We start from the raw sequence: 17,044 nt of genomic DNA, 5'->3' as shown, positions 1-17,044 counted from the left end.
CCCGGCTTAAATTCCGACTGTTTGTACTTTGGACAGGGCGACAGTCGTCCCGCCAGCGAGGTTAAGCACCATTTCACCGCCAGTGCTGCTAAGGGAAACGCTATTGACCGTCGCTGGCAGGTTGGTTGACATGACAGTCGAGGTGCCATCGATGGTGGCGACAGCTTTAAAGGTGTAAGTACCCGGGTCGACCACAACCCCATCACCATCCTTGCCATCCCAGGTGAAGTCAGCTTTGCCGGCGCTCTGGGTGCCCAGGTCGATGGTGCGCACCAGCTTGTCGGCACTGTCGTACACGCCCACGGTGGTAGAAGTGCTTGAAGACGACACGTTTACCGAGCCCGTCAGGCCCTTAGTGGTGTCGACCACTGCGGTGCCAGTCTGGGTGATCACCGAGCGACCGACCAGCGACGAGGCCTGCAGGGCCTGGGACGACTGGTAGGAGCTGAGGATCGTGCTGACCGAGTCGTTCAACGTGGTCATACTTTCCAGGCTACTGAACTGGGCCAACTGGGAAACGAATTCGCCGTTGTCCTGAGGGTCCAGCGGGTTCTGGTTCTGCATCTGGGTGACCAGCAACTGCAGGAACGCGTCCTTGCCCAAAGCGCTGCCGGCGGTGCCGGTGTTGCTGTTGCTGCTGGCGGTGGTTTTCTGCAGCGAACTCAGAACTGAACTGGAAACGCCGCTGGTGCTATCTGTCGTGCTCATGGCCTGGGCCCCTTAATTACTGACCGAGGGTCAGCACTTTCTGCATCATGGTTTTAGCGGTGTTCATCAGTTCCGCGTTGGTCTGGAACGAGCGACTGGCAGAAATCATGTCAGCCATTTCTTCGACGACGTTGACGTTGGGGTAGTAAACGTAGCCGTCCTTGTTCGCCGCGGGATGGTTGGGTTCGTAGCGGGCTTCCAGGTTGCTTTGGTCTTCGACCACGCCAGTGACCTGCACGCCCCGCCCGGCGGCGCTTTGGTCCTGGAACAACGAGTCACTGCCGCCCGCCTGCTGGAACACCGTGGCGAACACCGGGTGGCGCGCGCGGTAGGTCTGGTCGAGGCTCGACGAGACGGTTTCGGCGTTGGCGATGTTACTGGCGACGGTGTTCAGCCGAGTGGTTTGTGCACTCATGCCGCTACCGGCAATGTTGAAAACGCTGGCAAGGGACATGAATTATTCTCCACGCAGGGCTGAGACCAGCCCTTTGAATTTGCTGTTGAGTAGCGTAAAGCTGGCTTGGAAATTCACCGAGTTCTCGGCATAGCTCGATTGCTCCAGCTGCGCATCCACGGTGTTCTGGTCGAGCGACGGTTGCATCGGCGTGCGGTACTGCAGCGCGCCATCGGCGTTGTCGTCCAGGCCTTCGGCCGCAATGTGCTTGGCGTTGGTCACGCCGAGGGAAAAATGGCCGGTTTGGGTTTTCTCGCTCTGCGCCTTTAGGACCGAAGCGAAGTCCAGGTCCCGAGCCTTGTAGTTCGGGGTGTCGGCGTTAGCGATGTTGTTCGCCAGCACCTCGGCGCGCTGGGCGCGAAACCCGAGGGCCTTTTCGTGGATACCGAGCGCTTTATCGAAACTGATGCTCATGTTCGGGGACCTATGCGGCAGAACTGATTTTCGTACTTGAGGTATAGCAAGCAGCGTGCCAGTTCTTCAAAGTGCCGTTTTACAAGGGGTCCAGAGGGATTGCCGGGCGGCAATGCCAGAAAAGCGGCAAGCGATTTCCGCAAAGTGCCAGGAAAGCGGCAAGCTTGGCGTCAGAAAAATTGCCGTGCTTGCTGGGGAGGGAAAAACATCGGGGGCGATCCCCTCGCCACCGTAGCGAGGGGGCTCGCCCCCGATCTTTCAATGCTCAAACTCACTTCGCCTGGTAAATGATCCCAGGGCTGCACTGCACCATCTGATACAACTCTGGCAACCCGTTCAGCGCCTCAGAGGCACCCAGAAACAGGTAGCCACCAGGTTTGAGGGTGGCGTGTATGCGCTTGAGAATATCTTTCTTCACTTCGGCAGAGAAGTAGATCAGCACGTTGCGGCAAAACACGATGTCGAACTTGCCGAGGGCGGCATAGCTGTCCAGCAGGTTGATCGGGCGGAACTCGATGCGCGTGCGGATCGCCGGTTTCACAGCCCAACGGCCGGGGCCTTTAGGGTCGAAGTAACGCTGCAGGCGTTCCTGGGACAACCCGCGGTTAATTGCCAGGCTGTCGTATTCACCAGACTTGCAGTTGGTCAACATCAACCCCGAAAGGTCGGTGGCGACTATCTGTGCGCCGCCCTTGAGCTGGCCGGAATTACTGCGTTCGAACTCGTCGATGGTCATCGACAACGAATAGGGTTCCTGCCCCGAAGAACACGCCGCCGACCAAATCCGCAGGCGCTGGCCTGGGCTGGCTTTGATCATTTCAGGCAACACTTTGCTCTTGAGCACTTCAAAGGGGTAGGTGTCGCGAAACCACAGAGTTTCGTTGGTGGTCATGGCGTCCACCACCTGCTCGCGCAGGCCGCTACGGGGCTGGGTCTGGATGCGCTGCACCAGTTCGCCCAGCGACTTGATGCCCTGTTGCTCCATCAATTTGTTGAGGCGGCTGGAGACCAAGTATTGCTTATTCTCGCCCAACAAAATGCCACAGGCCTTTTCCAGGAATACCCGGAACTGATCAAAATCCACATTACCTGTAGCCACTGGTGCCGCCCCTTAACTCGTAGTGTACTGCCGAAGGCTGCTGCCTTCGGCCCTTTGCCTGCATGATCAATGTTGCTTGATGCGATCTGCCACCCGTGCCGCCAAGTCGTCCGGGCGGAATTTAGCCAGGAAGTCGTCGGCGCCGACCTTCTTCACCATCGCCTGGTTAAATACCCCAGACAGCGATGTGTGCAAGATGATATGCAATTTCTGCATGCGCGGGTCGCGACGGATTTCCGAGGTCAGGGTATACCCGTCCATTTCTGGCATCTCGATGTCTGAGATCAACATCAGGAACTCTTCTTCCGGGCGTTTGCCCTCTTCTACCATATTCTTCAAGTAGTTCAGCGCTTGCTGCCCGTCGTTCAACGCCGTGACTTCCACGCCGATGGTTTCGAGGCAACGGGTGACCTGCTTACGCGCCACCGATGAATCGTCCACTGTCAGCACGCGCAGCGTCTGGGCCTTGAGCTTCACTTCGTCGTCGACGACGCCGACGGAAATGTTCTCGGACATCGGTGCGACTTCGGCGAGGATCTTCTCCACGTCGATGATTTCCACCAGTTGGCTGTCCACCCGCGTTACCGCCGTGAGGTAGTGATCGCGCCCGGTGCCCTTGGGTGGTGGGTGGATCTCTTCCCAGTTCATGTTGACGATGCGTTCGACCGAGTGCACCAGAAAACCCTGAATCTTGGTGTTGTATTCGGTGATGATCACAAAACTGTTTTCAATATTATTCAGGCCAGGCGAACCGGTCGCCAGCGCCAGGTCGAGGATCGGAATCGTCGCCCCACGAATATTTGCCACACCGCGTACCACTGGACTGGACTTCGGCATTATGGTCAGTTTTGGGCATTGCAGCACCTCTTTGACCTTGAATACGTTGATCCCATACAGCTGCTTTCCGTTAAGCCGGAACAACAGCAGCTCAAGGCGATTCTGCCCGACCAGTTGAGTACGCTGGTTAACTGAATCCATTACACCAGCCATGCCCAGACCCCCTACGTGAACCTCTGACACAAAGAACCGAGCCATCCGGCACGGGCTTTGCTATTTGCACTGCATGAACCTAAAACCGACAGTTTCCCGACACCTGCTGCGTAGCCTTCGCTACCTGCTGGCCAGCCTGAGCCTTCTGGGGCTCAGCGGGTACACGCGTGCCGATAATGTCACAGTGCCCGAACAGCTTATCGGTGTCACCCAGGGTTTTCTTGAGTTCACCGTTGAAGATTATCTGGCGACCAGCCAAACCGAGGGACGTTTTGAGATTGAAGTCAGCCAGATCGACCCGCGCTTGCGCATGCCCGGTTGTGACAGGGAATTGACAGGCACCCTGGAAAGCCCGGCGCAGCCCCTGGGCCGTGTCACCGTGCGGGTGCGCTGTGATGGCAGCGCACCCTGGACCGTATTCGTGACGGCTCAGGTGAAGCTATTTCGTGAAGTGGTGACCACGGTTCGCCCGCTCAAACGCGACACCGTTATAAGTGAAGAAGATGTCACCCTGCGCGAAAGAGACGTTTCGAGCGTGCCAGCAGGCTATATGACCGGGCTGGATCAGGCAGTCGGGCAGAAGGTGATCCGACCAACGGCGGTGGATCAAGTGCTGAGCCTGGTCAACGTCGAACAGCCAGAACTGGTGCGCAAGGGCGATCATGTGGTGATCATCGCGCGCAGCGGGCCATTGGCCGTACGCATGCCGGGCGAAGCGCTGGCCAAGGGCGGTATGAGCGAGCAAATTCGGGTGCGCAACCTCAACTCCAAACGGGTGGTAAAAGCCCGGGTGACCGGCCCGGGCCAGGTTGAGGTTGCAATGTAACGCTGGTGCTTGGCGCACGCATTTTCTAAACTGTGGCACTCATGGCCCGCGGTTTTCGCGCACCGGCGTTTTTTCAAAAAAAGCGCCTAAAGTTTATTGGGTTTGGGCCGAAACCAAGGTAAGCGTCCAAGTACCCAGAGGTTTTAATCATGGTTATCGACATCAGTCGTTTGAACAATTCCGCTTCGGTGGCAAGCACCACTCGTACCGGCAGCACCAAGGAAGCCGCTGCCGTGACTGCTGACATCGCCGTCGAAAAAACCGCTTCCGTGCCTAGCGGGGAAGCCGTCACCCTCAGCGACGGTGCACAGCAGTTGCAAAAGATCACTGAAAAGCTGGGCGAACAACCGGTTGTCAACAGTGCCCGGGTTGCCGAACTGAAACAGGCTATCGCCGACGGCAGCTACCAGGTCGACAGCAAAAGCGTCGCCAGCAAAATGCTCAACTTTGAAGCCCAGCGCTAAGCTTAGCCCAGCGCAGGGGTTCCCAGCCGCTTGACTACCAGAGCACGCCATGCACGACCAAACGATGTTGCAACTGATTGAAGACGATATTGCTCCAGCGAACCAGCTGCTGGAGCTGTTGCAGGCCGAGTCGCTCGCCCTGCACGGCCGGGACATGCACCTCCTGGAAAATATTCTGGCGCAGAAGCAGTCGCTCATCGTACTGCTCGAACAGCATGGCCGCCGCCGTAGCCAGTTGCTTTTGCAGTTGGGCCTGAGCCCCGATCGTAGCGGCTTGGAACAGCTTGCGGTGCAAACCCAACTGGGCGACGCCATGCTCGAGCGCGGCGATCAATTGACCCAACTGTTGCACAACTGCCATGCGGTCAATGCACACAATGGTCGGGCCATCCAGCTGCAACAGGCGGCCACGGCAAATCAGGTGCGTATCCTGATGGGTGGTGAAGCTCCCTCCTTATACAATGCCCGCGGCACTACGGCGCAGATGGGCAAACCGCGTACGTTAAGCCAAGCTTGACTCCTGGCTGGCGCAGGTGGAGCATAGTGGCAAATTGACATCCCGCAGCATGCTTCTTAGCCTGGAGATCCACCGATCGTGTCCAATGATGATGCTCCGCAGCCGCCAAAGGTCCTGAGCACCCCCCTGGAAGTTACCGCCCACTTGCGCATGCTGTTGGATGGCAATGATCCACTGATCTTCACGTTCGCCGAACGTAGCCAGCGCTTCCAGAGCTACATCATCGAAGTGGATCGTGACAAAAATCGCCTGGTCTTCGACGAAATGATGCCGCGCGATGGTGAAAAGTTTTTGGCCAACGGTGAGCCCTTCAAGGTCGAGGGCTTTCACGACGGCGTACGTATGACCTGGGACACCCGGGGCAGCCTGGAGATCCTCGACGAGGGCGGCCAACGCAGCTACATCGGCGAACTGCCTGGCGAAGTTACCTACTTTCAAAGACGCAACGCCTTCCGCGCAACGATTATCAAGCAACTCAGTGAAGCTGAGCTGAGCGGCGGCCGCGTAGAGAAACCTTACAAGGGTAAGCTGCTGGATATTTCCGCCACGGGCTGCAAGTTGAGTTTCGCCGGTGACATCAGTGGAAGCCTGCAGTTGGGCCAGGTGTACGAGAGTTTCGCCGCCAACCTACCGAAGATGGTCGCGATCAACTCGGCGGTGGAGTTGCGCCATCTGCATTTCGAAGAGCGCATCAACACCACGTTCGCCGGCGTCCGTTTCCATAACATGAGCGGCCTCACTCAACGCAACGTTGAGCGTGTGGTGTATCAACTGCAGCGTGACGCGCGGCTCGATAAAGACGACTAATCCGCGTTAAAGATCGGGGCCAGCTGCAGCCGCGCCAGGCCCCGATGGATCAAACCTTCGCCCCCGCTTCCTCTGGCTCTTCGAACGCCGGTTCGCCGGTTTGCATCTGCTCCTGCACCACATGCTCGTCGACCCGTGGGTCGAGTGCCGCAGCCAGCGGTGAGTTGGCCGCCGGCATAGCGATGTGGTGCAGCGGCGCATCGTCCACCACGTGCAGGTTGGTGACCGCTTTGGGGCGAATCCGCCACACCAGCACCAGGGCAAAGAAGCTGAAGAACGCGTAGAGCATCTGGCTGCCGAAAAATTTCATCAGCACCCCCGCCGCCAATGGCCCGATACAGGCGCCCACCCCGTAGGTGATCAGCAGCATCGCCGTGAGCGATACGCGCCGGTCCGGTTCGACGTGGTCGTTAGAAAACGCCACGGCCAATGGGTACAACGAAAACTGGAGCAACGAGATCAAGAAACCGGCCCCGAATAGCAGTTCCAAAGGCACGCTGGGCAGGATCGCCAACGGCAAGGCCGCCAGCGCCAGGCAGCTGGCCACGATGCGGATCAAGCGAGCGCGGTCGTAGCGGTCTGACAACCAGCCCAACGGCCATTGCACCAACAGCCCGGCAAAAATACAGCAACCCATGAACAAACCGACCTGCTCGGTGCTCAGCCCTTGGCGCGAAGCATACAGCGGCGCCAGGCCGTAGAACGAACCCACGATCAGGCCTGACCCCAGCACGGTGCTCAAGGATTGCGGCACGCGCTCGAGGAAGAAGCGCGGTTCCATGGGAGCTGGGCGCATGGGCGCAGGGTGAATGCGTCGGGTCAGTGCCACCGGCACCAGGCACAGGGCGAAGCACAGGGCCACCAACATGAGTAGTTCAAGGCCCAACTGAGGGTGCACCACCAGAATCAGTTGGCCGAGCGTCAAGCCCATGTAGGAAGCGATCATGTAGCCGCTGAAGACCATACCGCGTTGTTTAGTATCGGCCTGCTCATTCAACCAGCTCTCGATCACCATGTACTGGCACATCATGCCAAGGCCCACGATCACCCGCAGGATCACCCACGCGGGCAAATAATCGACCAGCCCATGGCCAAGCACCGCGGCCCCCACAATGCCTGCGCAAGTGGCGTAGGCACGGATATGCCCGACCCGGCCGATCAAGCGGTGACCAATCTTGCCGCCCAGGGCTAGGCCGAAATAGTTGGCCGCCATCAAGGCGCCGACCCACAGGCCGTCGACGTGATCGGCGGCCAGGCGCAGGGCCAGGTAGGTGCTGAGCAAGCCCGAACCGATCAGCATCATCAGTGAGGCAAAATAAAGGGCGCGAAAGTTTTTCCAGATTTGGCGCATCGGTTTTCCGAGCGGCTCCTTGCATGAGAGGTGGCGACACCGATAGGCGATATCAGGCCTGAGCGGCCAAGGCCCGTGGCCAAGGAAGCAATGTAGCCTTCGATGAACACCTGGCCGAACAGTTCCCCGGCAAACTCACTGGGAGTCAGACGCTCTCGCCGGGTCGCAAAGGTACATGGGCCATGGGTTTCTTTTCCATCCAGAACAGGGCGAACCGGCCGTGCCCAGTGACGTAACGGCCCTTTGCGGCGGATTGACCGGGCTATGCTGCAAGCGTAGCGGGCAGCGAGCTACCATGGCGATAATTTCTGCCTGGGAGGGATTCGATGAACCTTTGGTTGCGCTTGATCTGGATGCTCATCACCCTGCCCTGGCGACCAAGGGTAGCGCTGTTGGCCAGTTCGAAACTGGGCATGATCGTGCTGCCGAACGACCTGGATTTCAACGGGCACGTTAACAATGGCCGCTACTTGACCCTGGCCGACGTGGCGCGCATGGACCTGATGCTGCGCACCGGCGCAGCCCGCGTTGCCTGGCGCCACCGCGCGCTGCCGATCGTCGGCGACGCCCTGGCCAAATTCCGCCGCGACCTCAAGCCGTTGCAACGCTTTGATGTGCACAGCCGGGTGATGGGCTGGGAGGGCAAGTGGGTGTTCATGGAACACCGCTTTATGGCGGGCGGGCGTGTGTCTGGTGTGGTGGTGGTGCGTGGGCTATTACGCGGGCCCCAGGGCAATCTCGACCCGCAGGCCTTGGCCGAGGCGCTTGGCGAACATGGGCCCTCGCCGAGCCTGCCGGCCTGGGTGTTGGAATGGAGTCAGAGCTGTGAAAGCTTAAGCCAAAGCCTGCGCGACGAAGAATGACCGATGTGCATTATTGTCGTGTCGCCGCCCGTAGGAGGGGGTCTTGCCCCCGATCTTTTGATCTTCAGCGCGCACCGTGTAACAGCAAGAGCTCGGGGCCGAGGCCCCTCCTACGGGTACGGGATGTAGGCTTGGGCTTGGCGCGTTAATTGGTCGAGGTGGCGGTCGCGCTGTTTTTCGGCGTCGACCATGGCCCGTTTGCCGTGCTGGTTGAGCAGGTAAGTGTGAATCTGCCGCACCTCCAGCGACTGATAGATCGGCGCCACGTCCACCCGCGCCACGTGCCCGTGCCCCGGCTGGTGGCGGGTACTCATCAATATCTGCGGCCCACGTGCCGCCAGCGCGCGCAGGCCCATGGCTTCGAAACACGGCACCTTGCTGACGAAACAGTCGAGCTCGACCGCAGGGTAACGCTGCATGACCTGCTCCAACAGCGCTCGGCCAATGCCCTGGCGCCGATGGCTGGCGAGCACGGCCATGAAGACAACCACACACGCTTGCGCATCGTCCTGCTCACGCAGGTAAAGCACAAAACCGGTGAGGGTCTCTGGCGCGTCGCGATCGGTGGCAACGATCAGCTCGACCCGTCGCTCGTTGGCACCGGCCATGGCCTGCAGGTACAGGTGCACCTCGTAGCCCACGCCATATTGATAGAGGCGGTACAGCGGGTTGCTGGGGGCAATGGCAATGCTGCTGATGTCGGTGACGTTATCGACCACCAACTGCTGGATCTGGCTGGCCAACGACTCCGGTGGCGGGCTGTTGAAATAAGTGAAGATGGGCATCGGGAACCTGAACCGTTAAAACGCTGTGCAATGCCCATCATACCGCGGCCTCACCTCGCGCTTCCATGTAGGCTCCATAGAATGCCAAGGTCGCGAGATTCTTGTCCTTGGCTTCGAACATGATGTCGAAGCGGTCGGCAAACTGCAGTGCGTACTGGTTGCTCCAGTGGTTCCACATCTGCGCGCTGTGGGCATACAGATCACGCTTGGACACCACCTCCAGCAGTGCCGGCATTTCTAGCTTCTGATCAGCACTGAAGCCCAGTTCCTGCAGGGACTCCTGGGGCTGGGAATAATGCAGGGTCGGACGCACCCCGCGCCAACTGTCGACGATGCGTTGCACGCGCGGGTCATGGGGCGCGATGTAGTCGCCCTCGTGGACCCAACAATGGTGGATATCCAGGACTACGGGCGCCAGGTCGGCCAGTTTCAGACACTCGTCGACACCGTAGGTCTTTTCGTCATTCTCGAAGGTGATGCAGTTACGCGCCACCGCCGACAAGCGCGGCAATACCTCGCGCGTGCCCTCCCCACCCAAGCGGCCGGCGATGTGCACATTGCACTTGAGGTCCTGAAAGCGTACCCCGTAGCCCATCATGCGGATCATATCGGCGTGGTATTCGAACTCGGCCAGGCTGTTTTCCACCACATCTGGCCGGTCTGAGCCCAATACGCAGTATTGCCCGGGGTGGAACGACACCCGGATATCCGCCTCGCGCGCCAATGCGCCAATGGCCGCGAAGCCCTCGCCGAGCCAGGTCTGGATAGCCGGCTCTTGGTAAAAGTCCCTGACTTTGGGATGGCTGTAGAACGGCAGCAAATCGCTGCTCAAGCGCAGCATGCGCAAGGGCGCTGGCAACTGCGCCACGTAGGCCAGCAGGCGCAATTGGGCAGCCAGGTTATGGGTGACGACTTCGACCAGTTTGTCGCGGGCTACTGGCGCGGCCACGCTGTCCATCCAGCGCAAGGTGGTGGTGCGAGGATTGAACGGTGTCTCGATGAGTTTTAATTCAGCGGGGCTAAGGCTGCGCACCGGGTGACGGTATTGGCAGGCGAAACCGATACGGGGGTGAGGCATGGGTCATCCTAGTGCAGGGTATTAAGTGTGGACTCAACCACCTGTAGCTAGGTTCTGCACAAACTTGGCTTTTTCGTGCAGAACCTAAGGCGCCGCGACATACTTAGAACATCCATGGCGGCCGTGTGGTCCCATGCTTTGTCTTTTCACAGGTAATTGGCATGATGTTGAACGCACTGGTTTTTCTCGCCACGCTCATTGGCATGGAAGGCTTCGCGTTGGTCGCGCATAAATATGTAATGCACGGTTGGGGCTGGGGCTGGCACCGCTCGCACCATGAGCCCAGAACGGGCTGGTTCGAAAAGAACGACCTGTACGCTGTGGTCTTTGCCCTGTTCGCCATTGTGCTGATTGCCCTCGGCAATCAGGGCGTGCACCCGCTGGAATGGATCGGCGCCGGCATGACGGCCTATGGTTTGCTCTACTTTCTGGTGCATGACGGGCTGGTGCACAAGCGTTGGCCCTTCAAGTACGTGCCGCGCAACGGCTACCTCAAGCGTTTGTATCAAGCCCACCTGATGCACCATGCGGTGGAAGGGAAGCATCGCTGCGTGTCCTTCGGCTTTCTCTATGCACCGTCTGTTAGCAAGCTTCGCCAGCAACTGCGGGCCAAGCACGGTGGCCCGTTACAGAAGGCTGAAGCGGACGCTGCCACAAATCGGCCGGGCGCTCAGGCCACTGCCGACCACGTGAAGTAACGGCCTGCCCGAGGCCTGCGAACACCAGACGCAGCTTGTCCAGTTTGGAGGTCGACACCCGCCCGTCCCAAGCGTGCGCGCCGCGTTTTTCCACCTCGATACCGATCTCGCGATACACCCCACATGCGGTAGCCACCGCCCACGCCGAACGCCAGGGCAGTGCGCTTAGGCCAGCCTGGGCACTGATATAAAAAGGCTCGGCCAGGTCTACCAAGCGCTTGGCCAGTACGGCCAGGGGCTCGCGGTATTGCGGGTCGGCCAGGTGCTGAGTGGGTATGGATAACTCGTCCAGCCAGGCTTGCGGCAGGTAGCAGCGGCCAACCCGCGCGTCCTCGACGATATCGCGGGCAATGTTGGTCAACTGAAAGCCCATCCCCAAATCACAGGCGCGGTCCAGGGTGCGCTCATCGCTGACGCCCATGACCTGCGCCATCATCAGCCCCACTACCCCGGCTACGTGATAGCAATAGTCCAGGGTGTCCTCGATAAGCAGGTAGTGGCGCTGATGAACATCCATGGCAAACCCGGCCAGGTGCTCCTGGGCATAGCGCTCCTTGATGCCGTGGCGCTTCACCACCTCGGCAAAGGCGGCAAACGCGGGCGCCTCTGCTGGCTGGCCGGCGTACACGGCGTGGGTCTGCGCGACCAATCCAGCCAGGCGTTGGTTGACCTCGTGCTGCTCCACCAGCGTTGCCGAGTGCCCGGCTTCCTGCCCGTCGATCACGTCGTCGCAATGCCGACACCAGGCGTACAGCATCACGGCGCTGCGCCGGGTGGCCGGGTCGAACAAGCGCGAGGCGGCGGCGAAGCTCTTGGAGCCGACGGCAATGCTCTGGGTCGCGTGGTCCAGCAACTGCTGTTCAGGGCTGGGGGCGGTGCTCACAGGTGCAAGTCCTCCAACATCAGGCCAGCGGTGGCTTTGGCCGAACCGATAACGCCGGGCACTCCGGCGCCAGGGTGAGTGCCGGCGCCCACCAGGTAGACGTTGGTCAAACTGGCATCGCGGTTGTGCGGCCGGAACCAGGCGCTCTGGCGCAGAATCGGCTCCAGCGAAAACGCCGACCCCAAGTGGGCGTTCAATTCGGTGCGGAAGTCATCCGGGGTAAAGATGCGGCTGGTGACCAAGTCTTCGCGCAGGCCTGGCATGTAGTACTTCTCCAGGTAGTCGAAGATCTTGTCGCGATAACGCGGCCCTTCGACGGCCCAGTCAATGGGTGCGTTGCCCAGGTGCGGCACCGGTGACAGCACATAGTGGCTGGAGCACCCTTCGGGCGCCAGGCTCGGGTCGGTGACGCACGGCGCATGCAGGTACAGCGAGAAATCCTCGGCCAGGGCATCGCCCTTGAATATTTCTTGAATCAGCTCCCGGTAGCGCGGCCCGAAACACACCGTGTGGTGCTGCAACTGGGGCTGTGGCCGCTTCAGGCCGAAATGGATAACGAACAGCGAGTTGCTGAAACGCTTGCCAGCCAGGCGCTTACCTTCTTCGACACCGCGCGGGTGCCCGCCCAGCAGCTTGGCATAGGTGTGCATCACGTCGGCGTTGGAGGCGATGCTGTCGGCCTGCAGGTGGCGACCATCGACTAACCGAACGCCCGTCGCCCTGCCCGCCTGTACCTCGATGCTAGAGACGTCGGCATTGAGCTCCACCCGCCCGCCGATGTCTTCGAACAGCTTGACCATGCCCTGCACCAAAGCGCCTGTACCACCCTTGGGAAACCACACGCCCCACTCGCGCTCAAGCGCGTGGATCAGGGTGTAGATGGATGAGGTCGCGAAAGGATTACCGCCCACCAGCAACGAGTGGAAGGAAAACGCCTGGCGCAGTTTTTCGTTCTCGATGAACTTGGCGACCATCGAGTAGACGCTGCGCCAGGCCTGCAGCCGGGCCAACTGGGGGCCTGCCTGAACCATGTCGCGAAACGACAGAAACGGGACCGCACCCAGCTTCAGGTAGCCTTCGCGAAAGACCGCCTGGGAATATTCCAGAAAGCGCTGGTAACCCGCCACGTCGCTCGGGTTCAGGGCGTGGATCTGCCGGTCCAGTGAGGCTTGGTCGTTGACGTAGTCGAAGCGCGTGCCGTCTTCCCAGCACAATTGGTAGAACGGCGAAACCGGCAGCAAGTCGACATAGTCGCCGATAGGCTTGCCCGCTACGGCGAACAGTTCTTCGATGGCGGTGGGGTCGGTGATCACCGTTGGCCCCGCATCGAAGGTAAACCCTTGGTCGTGGTAAACGTAGGCGCGGCCGCCGGGCTTGTCGCGTTTTTCCAATAAGGTGGTGTTGACGCCTGCGGCTTGCAGGCGGATTGCCAAGGCCAGGCCACCGAAACCTGCGCCAATCACGATAGCGGTTTTTGAGTCGGTCATTCTCGGTTCTCGTAGTGTCCAGGCCGGTAGCGCAGCATTGCGCGTACCGCTTCGTTGACAGGTACAGGCGGTTTGCCGAGCAACACGTGGAGCTTGTCGCTCAGGCGGGTATCGCCCGCATAAAACCGGCTGATCAAGCCTTCAGGCAGCCCGTAGAAGCGCTGCATGACCTGCCAGCGATTCTGCGGTTTGCCTGCCAGAAACAACATGCGGTTAAGGAGCCGGTAAAACCCTTGGCGCTGCCAGTCTGCAAGGGCCAGCGCGCGCATGCCAGCGTACAGCGTGTCTGCCTCAAAGGTGTCCTGCCGGGCCACCCACTCGGCCAAGCGCACCGCATGGGGCAGCGAATAGCCGGTGGTGCAGTGAAACTGCCCTGCGCGTAATCCGGCGCGGGGCTGGCCGGGGTGCTCGTCCCAAAAACCGGCAAAATCCCCCGCCAGAGTGATCGGCAATACGCCTTGCTCTTCGCGCAGGCAGGCCGCGATGCTCCAGCCCTGGGCCTGCACGTAGTCGGCGATATGCCTGCGCAGTTGCTCGAGGGAATGGGAGTGCCGGTCGACGTAGTGGGTGTCCTCGACCAACAGCGTGTCGGCGGAAAACGGCAACACGTAGACAAAGCGGTAGCCATCACCCTGGGCCACACGGGCGTCCATAATGATGGGCGCTTCCAGGCCATGGGGGGCGGTGAGCTGCAGCAACTGCCCAAGGAAGGCCTGCTGGCCGAGCACCAAGTGCCGACTGGGAGCCACGCCACGCCCGTCGATCACCGCGCTGGCGTGCAACTGTTCGCCGCTTTCAAGCAGCACCGAGCGGGGTGTGACAGCAGTAATGGTTTGCCCCGTGCGCAGGTTGTCGCCCAGCGCAGCCTGAATAACTTCAGCAAAACGCTCGGAGGTAATGCTGGCGTAGCCAGAAGCAAGCCGGCGCGAGCGGCCGGGGAAGTGCACGTGATAGCTCGGCCATTGGCACACCACCAACGGGTCGATCCACTGGCGCTGGGCGGCGCAAAGGTCGCCGGCATGGAACGACCAGGTGTGATTGCCACCGATCTGCGCCTGCGCTTCGAGGCACAGCACGCGCAGCGCCGGGCGCAGCTGCTTGAGGCGCCAGGCAATCAGGCCGTTGGCCAGGCCGCCGCCAGCGAGGATCAGGTCATAGTCCATGGATTACCCCAGCCGTGACCGGCTTACCCGTGCGCACCACCGCCTCGACGATATCGGCGGCCAGCGGCGTACCACCGGCACGTTCCAGCTCGCCCGCCAGGTGATGCAGGGGTTCAAGGGGAAACTCAAGCAGTTGCTTGAGGCGGCTGTGAATCTTTCCGGCCCCGGCGCGCCGGCTCAGTTGCAGGCCGACACCCCGGTAGCTAACCCGCGCCGCAACGCCGGGCTGGTCGAAGCCGATGGGCATCACCAGCATCGGCGTGCGCGCCTTGATCGCATCCATCACAGTATTCAGGCCACCGTGGGTGACCAGCGCATCGGCTTGGTCCAATACCCATTGTTGCGGGGCGAAATCGGTCACCCAGGTCGCGCCAAGGCGTTTGAGCCGTTGCACCTGGGTAGCATCGAGGCCACCGCAGTGGGCGACCAGTAACTGCGCATCGAGCCGCGCGCAGGCTTCGGCGATCTGCTGGAACATGCCCATGCGGCCGCCCTGGAGTGTACCCAGGCTGGCGAATACAAAAGGCCGGCCGCTGGCAATCGGCAAGTCGCCCGGGGCCGCCTGGCTAGGCCCGCGCAAGGGCCCGACCGCGTGGAAATGGGCCGGCAGTTCGCTACGCGGCAAGTCGAAGGCGGTGATGGTCTGGCTGATCTGCGCATAGGGCGACAGGCAATCGTGCAGCCCGTCACGGGCATCGATGGCCAAACCGCGACATGCCTCACGGATGGCCTCACGGGAGGGCCCCATCAACCAGTCATACACCCGCTGGCTGCCTTGGTACATGTGCTGGCTGCGCGGGTCGCTGGCATAGGCGAAAGGCATGACCGCCAGTGGTAGCCGCGGCTCGCGATTGACCGGCAGGGCGCAAGCGATGGAGATATAAGGCAGCCCCAAGCCCTCAGCCACCAGCCCCCCAGCGGCTTCCATCTGGTCGCACAGCAGGGCTTCGACCCCAGCCTGGTCCAGCGCAGCCGGCAGCTCCCGGCAAAACATGCGGGTGGTCGCGGCCAGATCACGGATGACGCGATGTATCTGCCACGGGGTGTTCGAGCAGGCGGCCCGTTGCAGGGAGGGAGCGAGGCTGCCAGGCGGGTGGCTGCCAGCACCGAGCGGGTAAAAACCAACCCGTGGATCGCTGAGCCAGCGCCGAGCGTCGGCCTGCTGGAAGAACGTCACCTGGTGACCGCGATCGATCAGCGCCGACGCCAGTGCTTGGCAGGCCTGGAAATGGCTAAAAAAGGCGGGTGCCACAACTGCGAAGTGGCTCATGAATGGCTTGGATACCCGGGGTCGGGGGGCAACAGGCGGGCCCGGCGTAGCGCCGCCAGGTCCGCGGAGCCAGTGCAGAAACAGGCCACCCGCAGTTGCCTGATGATGATCTCGAAATGCTCGATGACCGCCGCCGTGGACAGGGTCGCATCGCGCAACACCCCAGCGGCCTGGCCGACCAAGTCAGCGCCCAGGCGAATCGCCTTGGCCGCGTCGACCCCGTTACGCATGCCGCCGGAGGCGATCAGCGTGGTATTGGGTAGCGCCTGCCTGACCTGCTGCAAACTGGTGGCAGTGGGAATGCCCCAATGGGCGAAAGCCATGGCCACTTCGCGGTCGGCCGGTTTGGCCGCACGCTCGGCCTCGACTACGGCCCAACTGGTACCGCCCAAGCCCGCGACATCGATGACGCGCACACCAGCCTGAACCAACGCCACCGCGACAGACGCCGAAAGGCCCGCGCCCACTTCTTTAACCACCACCGGCACACCGAGGGTGTCTACGGTACGGCGAATTGCCTCGAGCACACCACTCCATTTGCGGTCGCCCTCGGCCTGGACGGCTTCCTGCAAGGGGTTCAAGTGGATAATCAGCGCATCGGCTTGCAGGGTGTCCACCGAGCGCCGCGCCAGGTCCAGGCCGTCCGGCTCCAGCAGTTGCGCCGCGCCGATATTGCCCAGCAGCGCAATGTTCGGGGCCAGGCGCCGCAGCTCGCGGGTCAGCCCTTGGTCGTTGCCACTGCGCAGGCCGACGCGCTGCGAGCCTACGCCCATGGCGATGCCCAAGGCCTGGGCCGCTTCAGCCAGGCGGCAGTTGATCGCCGCCGAGCGCTCAGCACCGCCAGTCATGGAGCTGATCAGCAAAGGTGCGCGCAATGGTATGCCCAGCAGAGCACTGCTGAGGTCGATGGCATCGAGATCCAATTCCGGCAACGCGCAGTGCTCAAATTGCAGTGCATCCAGGCCCGTCCCCGGGCCTTGGGCAGCGGAACGTCGGTCCAGCACGATATCCAGATGGTCATCTTTGCGCCGACTCAAATCGGATTCATTCATCACAAGCCCCAGATCGCTGGAATCATTTGATACTGCGCGTGGTCATCTAGCAGCGCGAACTTGTACAAATATGGCTGCTGGTACAACAAGTTTGACTCAGAGTGAGGCAGCCGGGATGCGCAGTCGTTCCGTTGT

19 protein-coding genes and 1 pseudogene are annotated in these 17,044 nt (G+C 61.1%); 6 read left to right on the top strand and 14 right to left on the bottom strand.

Going from position 1 to position 17,044, the window contains the following annotated elements:
- Window positions 1-6: 6 nt before the first annotated feature.
- From QCL65_RS08835 to QCL65_RS08815, 5 genes are all read right to left on the bottom strand, one after another.
- On the bottom strand, window positions 7-708 hold the full coding sequence (locus tag QCL65_RS08835) for a flagellar hook assembly protein FlgD (protein WP_407315831.1): 702 nt from the start codon (window positions 706-708) through the stop codon (window positions 7-9).
- A gap of 16 nt (window positions 709-724) precedes the next feature.
- The gene (gene flgC / locus QCL65_RS08830; protein ID WP_407315830.1) at window positions 725-1,162 is read right to left on the bottom strand and encodes a flagellar basal body rod protein FlgC; all 438 of its coding nucleotides are present in this window, start codon (window positions 1,160-1,162) and stop codon (window positions 725-727) included.
- 3 nt (window positions 1,163-1,165) lie between these two features.
- Window positions 1,166-1,576 (bottom strand): flagellar basal body rod protein FlgB, encoded by a 411-nt coding sequence (flgB, locus tag QCL65_RS08825; protein WP_407315829.1) that lies wholly within the window; start codon window positions 1,574-1,576, stop codon window positions 1,166-1,168.
- Window positions 1,577-1,847: 271 nt separating this feature from the next.
- Window positions 1,848-2,675: a protein-glutamate O-methyltransferase CheR gene (gene cheR / locus QCL65_RS08820; protein ID WP_407315828.1), complete on the bottom strand. Its 828-nt coding sequence runs from the start codon at window positions 2,673-2,675 to the stop codon at window positions 1,848-1,850.
- Window positions 2,676-2,741: 66 nt separating this feature from the next.
- The gene (locus tag QCL65_RS08815; protein WP_407315827.1) at window positions 2,742-3,665 is read right to left on the bottom strand and encodes a chemotaxis protein CheV; all 924 of its coding nucleotides are present in this window, start codon (window positions 3,663-3,665) and stop codon (window positions 2,742-2,744) included.
- A 73-nt stretch (window positions 3,666-3,738) separates the two neighbouring features.
- Here QCL65_RS08815 and flgA point away from each other — a divergent pair, with 73 nt between their 5' ends.
- The 4 genes from flgA to QCL65_RS08795 all read left to right on the top strand — a co-directional run bounded on the left by flgA (window position 3,739) and on the right by QCL65_RS08795 (window position 6,279).
- Window positions 3,739-4,491, top strand: a complete 753-nt coding sequence (gene flgA, locus QCL65_RS08810; protein WP_407315826.1) for a flagellar basal body P-ring formation chaperone FlgA — start codon at window positions 3,739-3,741, stop codon at window positions 4,489-4,491.
- A 149-nt stretch (window positions 4,492-4,640) separates the two neighbouring features.
- Window positions 4,641-4,955 carry a flagellar biosynthesis anti-sigma factor FlgM gene (gene flgM, locus QCL65_RS08805; protein WP_407315825.1) on the top strand — a complete coding sequence of 105 codons (315 nt, stop codon included), beginning with the start codon at window positions 4,641-4,643 and terminating at the stop codon, window positions 4,953-4,955.
- Window positions 4,956-5,004: 49 nt separating this feature from the next.
- Complete coding sequence (locus QCL65_RS08800; RefSeq protein WP_407315823.1) at window positions 5,005-5,472, top strand: flagella synthesis protein FlgN; 468 nt, start codon at window positions 5,005-5,007, stop codon at window positions 5,470-5,472.
- 75 nt (window positions 5,473-5,547) lie between these two features.
- Window positions 5,548-6,279 carry a flagellar brake protein gene (locus QCL65_RS08795; protein WP_407316751.1) on the top strand — a complete coding sequence of 244 codons (732 nt, stop codon included), beginning with the start codon at window positions 5,548-5,550 and terminating at the stop codon, window positions 6,277-6,279.
- A gap of 49 nt (window positions 6,280-6,328) precedes the next feature.
- On the opposite strand, the gene QCL65_RS08790 is transcribed toward QCL65_RS08795, so the two are convergent.
- Both QCL65_RS08790 and QCL65_RS08785 read right to left on the bottom strand, forming a co-directional pair.
- Window positions 6,329-7,630, bottom strand: a complete 1,302-nt coding sequence (locus QCL65_RS08790; protein ID WP_407315822.1) for an MFS transporter — start codon at window positions 7,628-7,630, stop codon at window positions 6,329-6,331.
- Window positions 7,631-7,713: 83 nt separating this feature from the next.
- Window positions 7,714-7,809 (bottom strand): annotated as a pseudogene (locus QCL65_RS08785) (glutamine synthetase); the annotation flags it as partial.
- Between the two features lie 147 nt (window positions 7,810-7,956).
- Between QCL65_RS08785 and QCL65_RS08780 the strand changes: the two are divergent.
- Window positions 7,957-8,493 carry a thioesterase family protein gene (locus QCL65_RS08780; protein WP_407315821.1) on the top strand — a complete coding sequence of 179 codons (537 nt, stop codon included), beginning with the start codon at window positions 7,957-7,959 and terminating at the stop codon, window positions 8,491-8,493.
- Window positions 8,494-8,603: 110 nt separating this feature from the next.
- Here QCL65_RS08780 and QCL65_RS08775 read toward each other — a convergent pair whose 3' ends face one another.
- Complete coding sequence (locus QCL65_RS08775) at window positions 8,604-9,278, bottom strand: GNAT family N-acetyltransferase (RefSeq protein ID WP_407315820.1); 675 nt, start codon at window positions 9,276-9,278, stop codon at window positions 8,604-8,606.
- A 37-nt stretch (window positions 9,279-9,315) separates the two neighbouring features.
- Window positions 9,316-10,356, bottom strand: coding sequence for a UV damage endonuclease UvsE (locus QCL65_RS08770; protein WP_407315819.1), 1,041 nt, complete (start codon window positions 10,354-10,356; stop codon window positions 9,316-9,318).
- 161 nt (window positions 10,357-10,517) lie between these two features.
- On the opposite strand from QCL65_RS08770, the gene QCL65_RS08765 reads away from it, so the two are divergent.
- Window positions 10,518-11,054 (top strand): sterol desaturase family protein, encoded by a 537-nt coding sequence (locus QCL65_RS08765; RefSeq protein ID WP_407315817.1) that lies wholly within the window; start codon window positions 10,518-10,520, stop codon window positions 11,052-11,054.
- Here QCL65_RS08765 and QCL65_RS08760 read toward each other — a convergent pair.
- The 5 genes from QCL65_RS08760 to fni are packed head-to-tail and all read right to left on the bottom strand — an operon-like array spanning window position 10,939 to window position 16,909.
- Entirely contained in the window at window positions 10,939-11,937 is a 999-nt protein-coding gene (locus tag QCL65_RS08760) for a phytoene/squalene synthase family protein (protein WP_407315816.1), read from the bottom strand. The two genes, QCL65_RS08765 and QCL65_RS08760, sit on opposite strands and share 116 nt — an antisense overlap.
- The gene (locus tag QCL65_RS08755; protein ID WP_407315815.1) at window positions 11,934-13,424 is read right to left on the bottom strand and encodes a phytoene desaturase; all 1,491 of its coding nucleotides are present in this window, start codon (window positions 13,422-13,424) and stop codon (window positions 11,934-11,936) included. The genes QCL65_RS08760 and QCL65_RS08755 overlap by 4 nt, the downstream gene beginning before the upstream one ends.
- Window positions 13,421-14,587, bottom strand: a complete 1,167-nt coding sequence (gene crtY, locus QCL65_RS08750) for a lycopene beta-cyclase CrtY (protein WP_407315814.1) — start codon at window positions 14,585-14,587, stop codon at window positions 13,421-13,423. Before crtY ends, QCL65_RS08755 begins: the two co-directional genes overlap by 4 nt.
- A complete protein-coding gene (locus QCL65_RS08745) occupies window positions 14,577-15,857 on the bottom strand; it encodes a glycosyltransferase (protein ID WP_407315812.1) in 1,281 nt (426 codons plus the stop codon). The genes crtY and QCL65_RS08745 overlap by 11 nt, the downstream gene beginning before the upstream one ends.
- On the bottom strand, window positions 15,854-16,909 hold the full coding sequence (gene fni / locus QCL65_RS08740) for a type 2 isopentenyl-diphosphate Delta-isomerase (RefSeq protein ID WP_407315811.1): 1,056 nt from the start codon (window positions 16,907-16,909) through the stop codon (window positions 15,854-15,856). Before fni ends, QCL65_RS08745 begins: the two co-directional genes overlap by 4 nt.
- Between the last annotated feature and the right edge of the window lie 135 nt (window positions 16,910-17,044).

The sequence above is a fragment of the Pseudomonas sp. nanlin1 genome (genome assembly GCF_045571515.1).
Taxonomy (GTDB): Bacteria; Pseudomonadota; Gammaproteobacteria; order Pseudomonadales; family Pseudomonadaceae; genus Aquipseudomonas.
Note: the sequence above shows the minus strand (reverse complement) of the source record. Positions and strands in the feature narration are given on the sequence as shown.

Bases quoted from the DNA above. Each gene is read 5' to 3' on its own strand.
- QCL65_RS08835 (WP_407315831.1), bottom strand. From the start codon at position 708: ATGAGCACGACAGATAGCACCAGCGGCGTTTCCAGTTCAGTTCTGAGT.
- flgC (WP_407315830.1), bottom strand. From the start codon at position 1,162: ATGTCCCTTGCCAGCGTTTTCAACATTGCCGGTAGCGGCATGAGTGCA.
- flgB (WP_407315829.1), bottom strand. From the start codon at position 1,576: ATGAGCATCAGTTTCGATAAAGCGCTCGGTATCCACGAAAAGGCCCTC.
- QCL65_RS08815 (WP_407315827.1), bottom strand. From the start codon at position 3,665: ATGGCTGGTGTAATGGATTCAGTTAACCAGCGTACTCAACTGGTCGGG.
- flgA (WP_407315826.1), top strand. From the start codon at position 3,739: ATGAACCTAAAACCGACAGTTTCCCGACACCTGCTGCGTAGCCTTCGC.
- flgM (WP_407315825.1), top strand. From the start codon at position 4,641: ATGGTTATCGACATCAGTCGTTTGAACAATTCCGCTTCGGTGGCAAGC.
- QCL65_RS08800 (WP_407315823.1), top strand. From the start codon at position 5,005: ATGCACGACCAAACGATGTTGCAACTGATTGAAGACGATATTGCTCCA.
- QCL65_RS08790 (WP_407315822.1), bottom strand. From the start codon at position 7,630: ATGCGCCAAATCTGGAAAAACTTTCGCGCCCTTTATTTTGCCTCACTG.
- QCL65_RS08780 (WP_407315821.1), top strand. From the start codon at position 7,957: ATGAACCTTTGGTTGCGCTTGATCTGGATGCTCATCACCCTGCCCTGG.
- QCL65_RS08775 (WP_407315820.1), bottom strand. From the start codon at position 9,278: ATGCCCATCTTCACTTATTTCAACAGCCCGCCACCGGAGTCGTTGGCC.
- QCL65_RS08770 (WP_407315819.1), bottom strand. From the start codon at position 10,356: ATGCCTCACCCCCGTATCGGTTTCGCCTGCCAATACCGTCACCCGGTG.
- QCL65_RS08765 (WP_407315817.1), top strand. From the start codon at position 10,518: ATGATGTTGAACGCACTGGTTTTTCTCGCCACGCTCATTGGCATGGAA.
- QCL65_RS08755 (WP_407315815.1), bottom strand. From the start codon at position 13,424: ATGACCGACTCAAAAACCGCTATCGTGATTGGCGCAGGTTTCGGTGGC.
- crtY (WP_407315814.1), bottom strand. From the start codon at position 14,587: ATGGACTATGACCTGATCCTCGCTGGCGGCGGCCTGGCCAACGGCCTG.
- QCL65_RS08745 (WP_407315812.1), bottom strand. From the start codon at position 15,857: ATGAGCCACTTCGCAGTTGTGGCACCCGCCTTTTTTAGCCATTTCCAG.
- fni (WP_407315811.1), bottom strand. From the start codon at position 16,909: ATGAATGAATCCGATTTGAGTCGGCGCAAAGATGACCATCTGGATATC.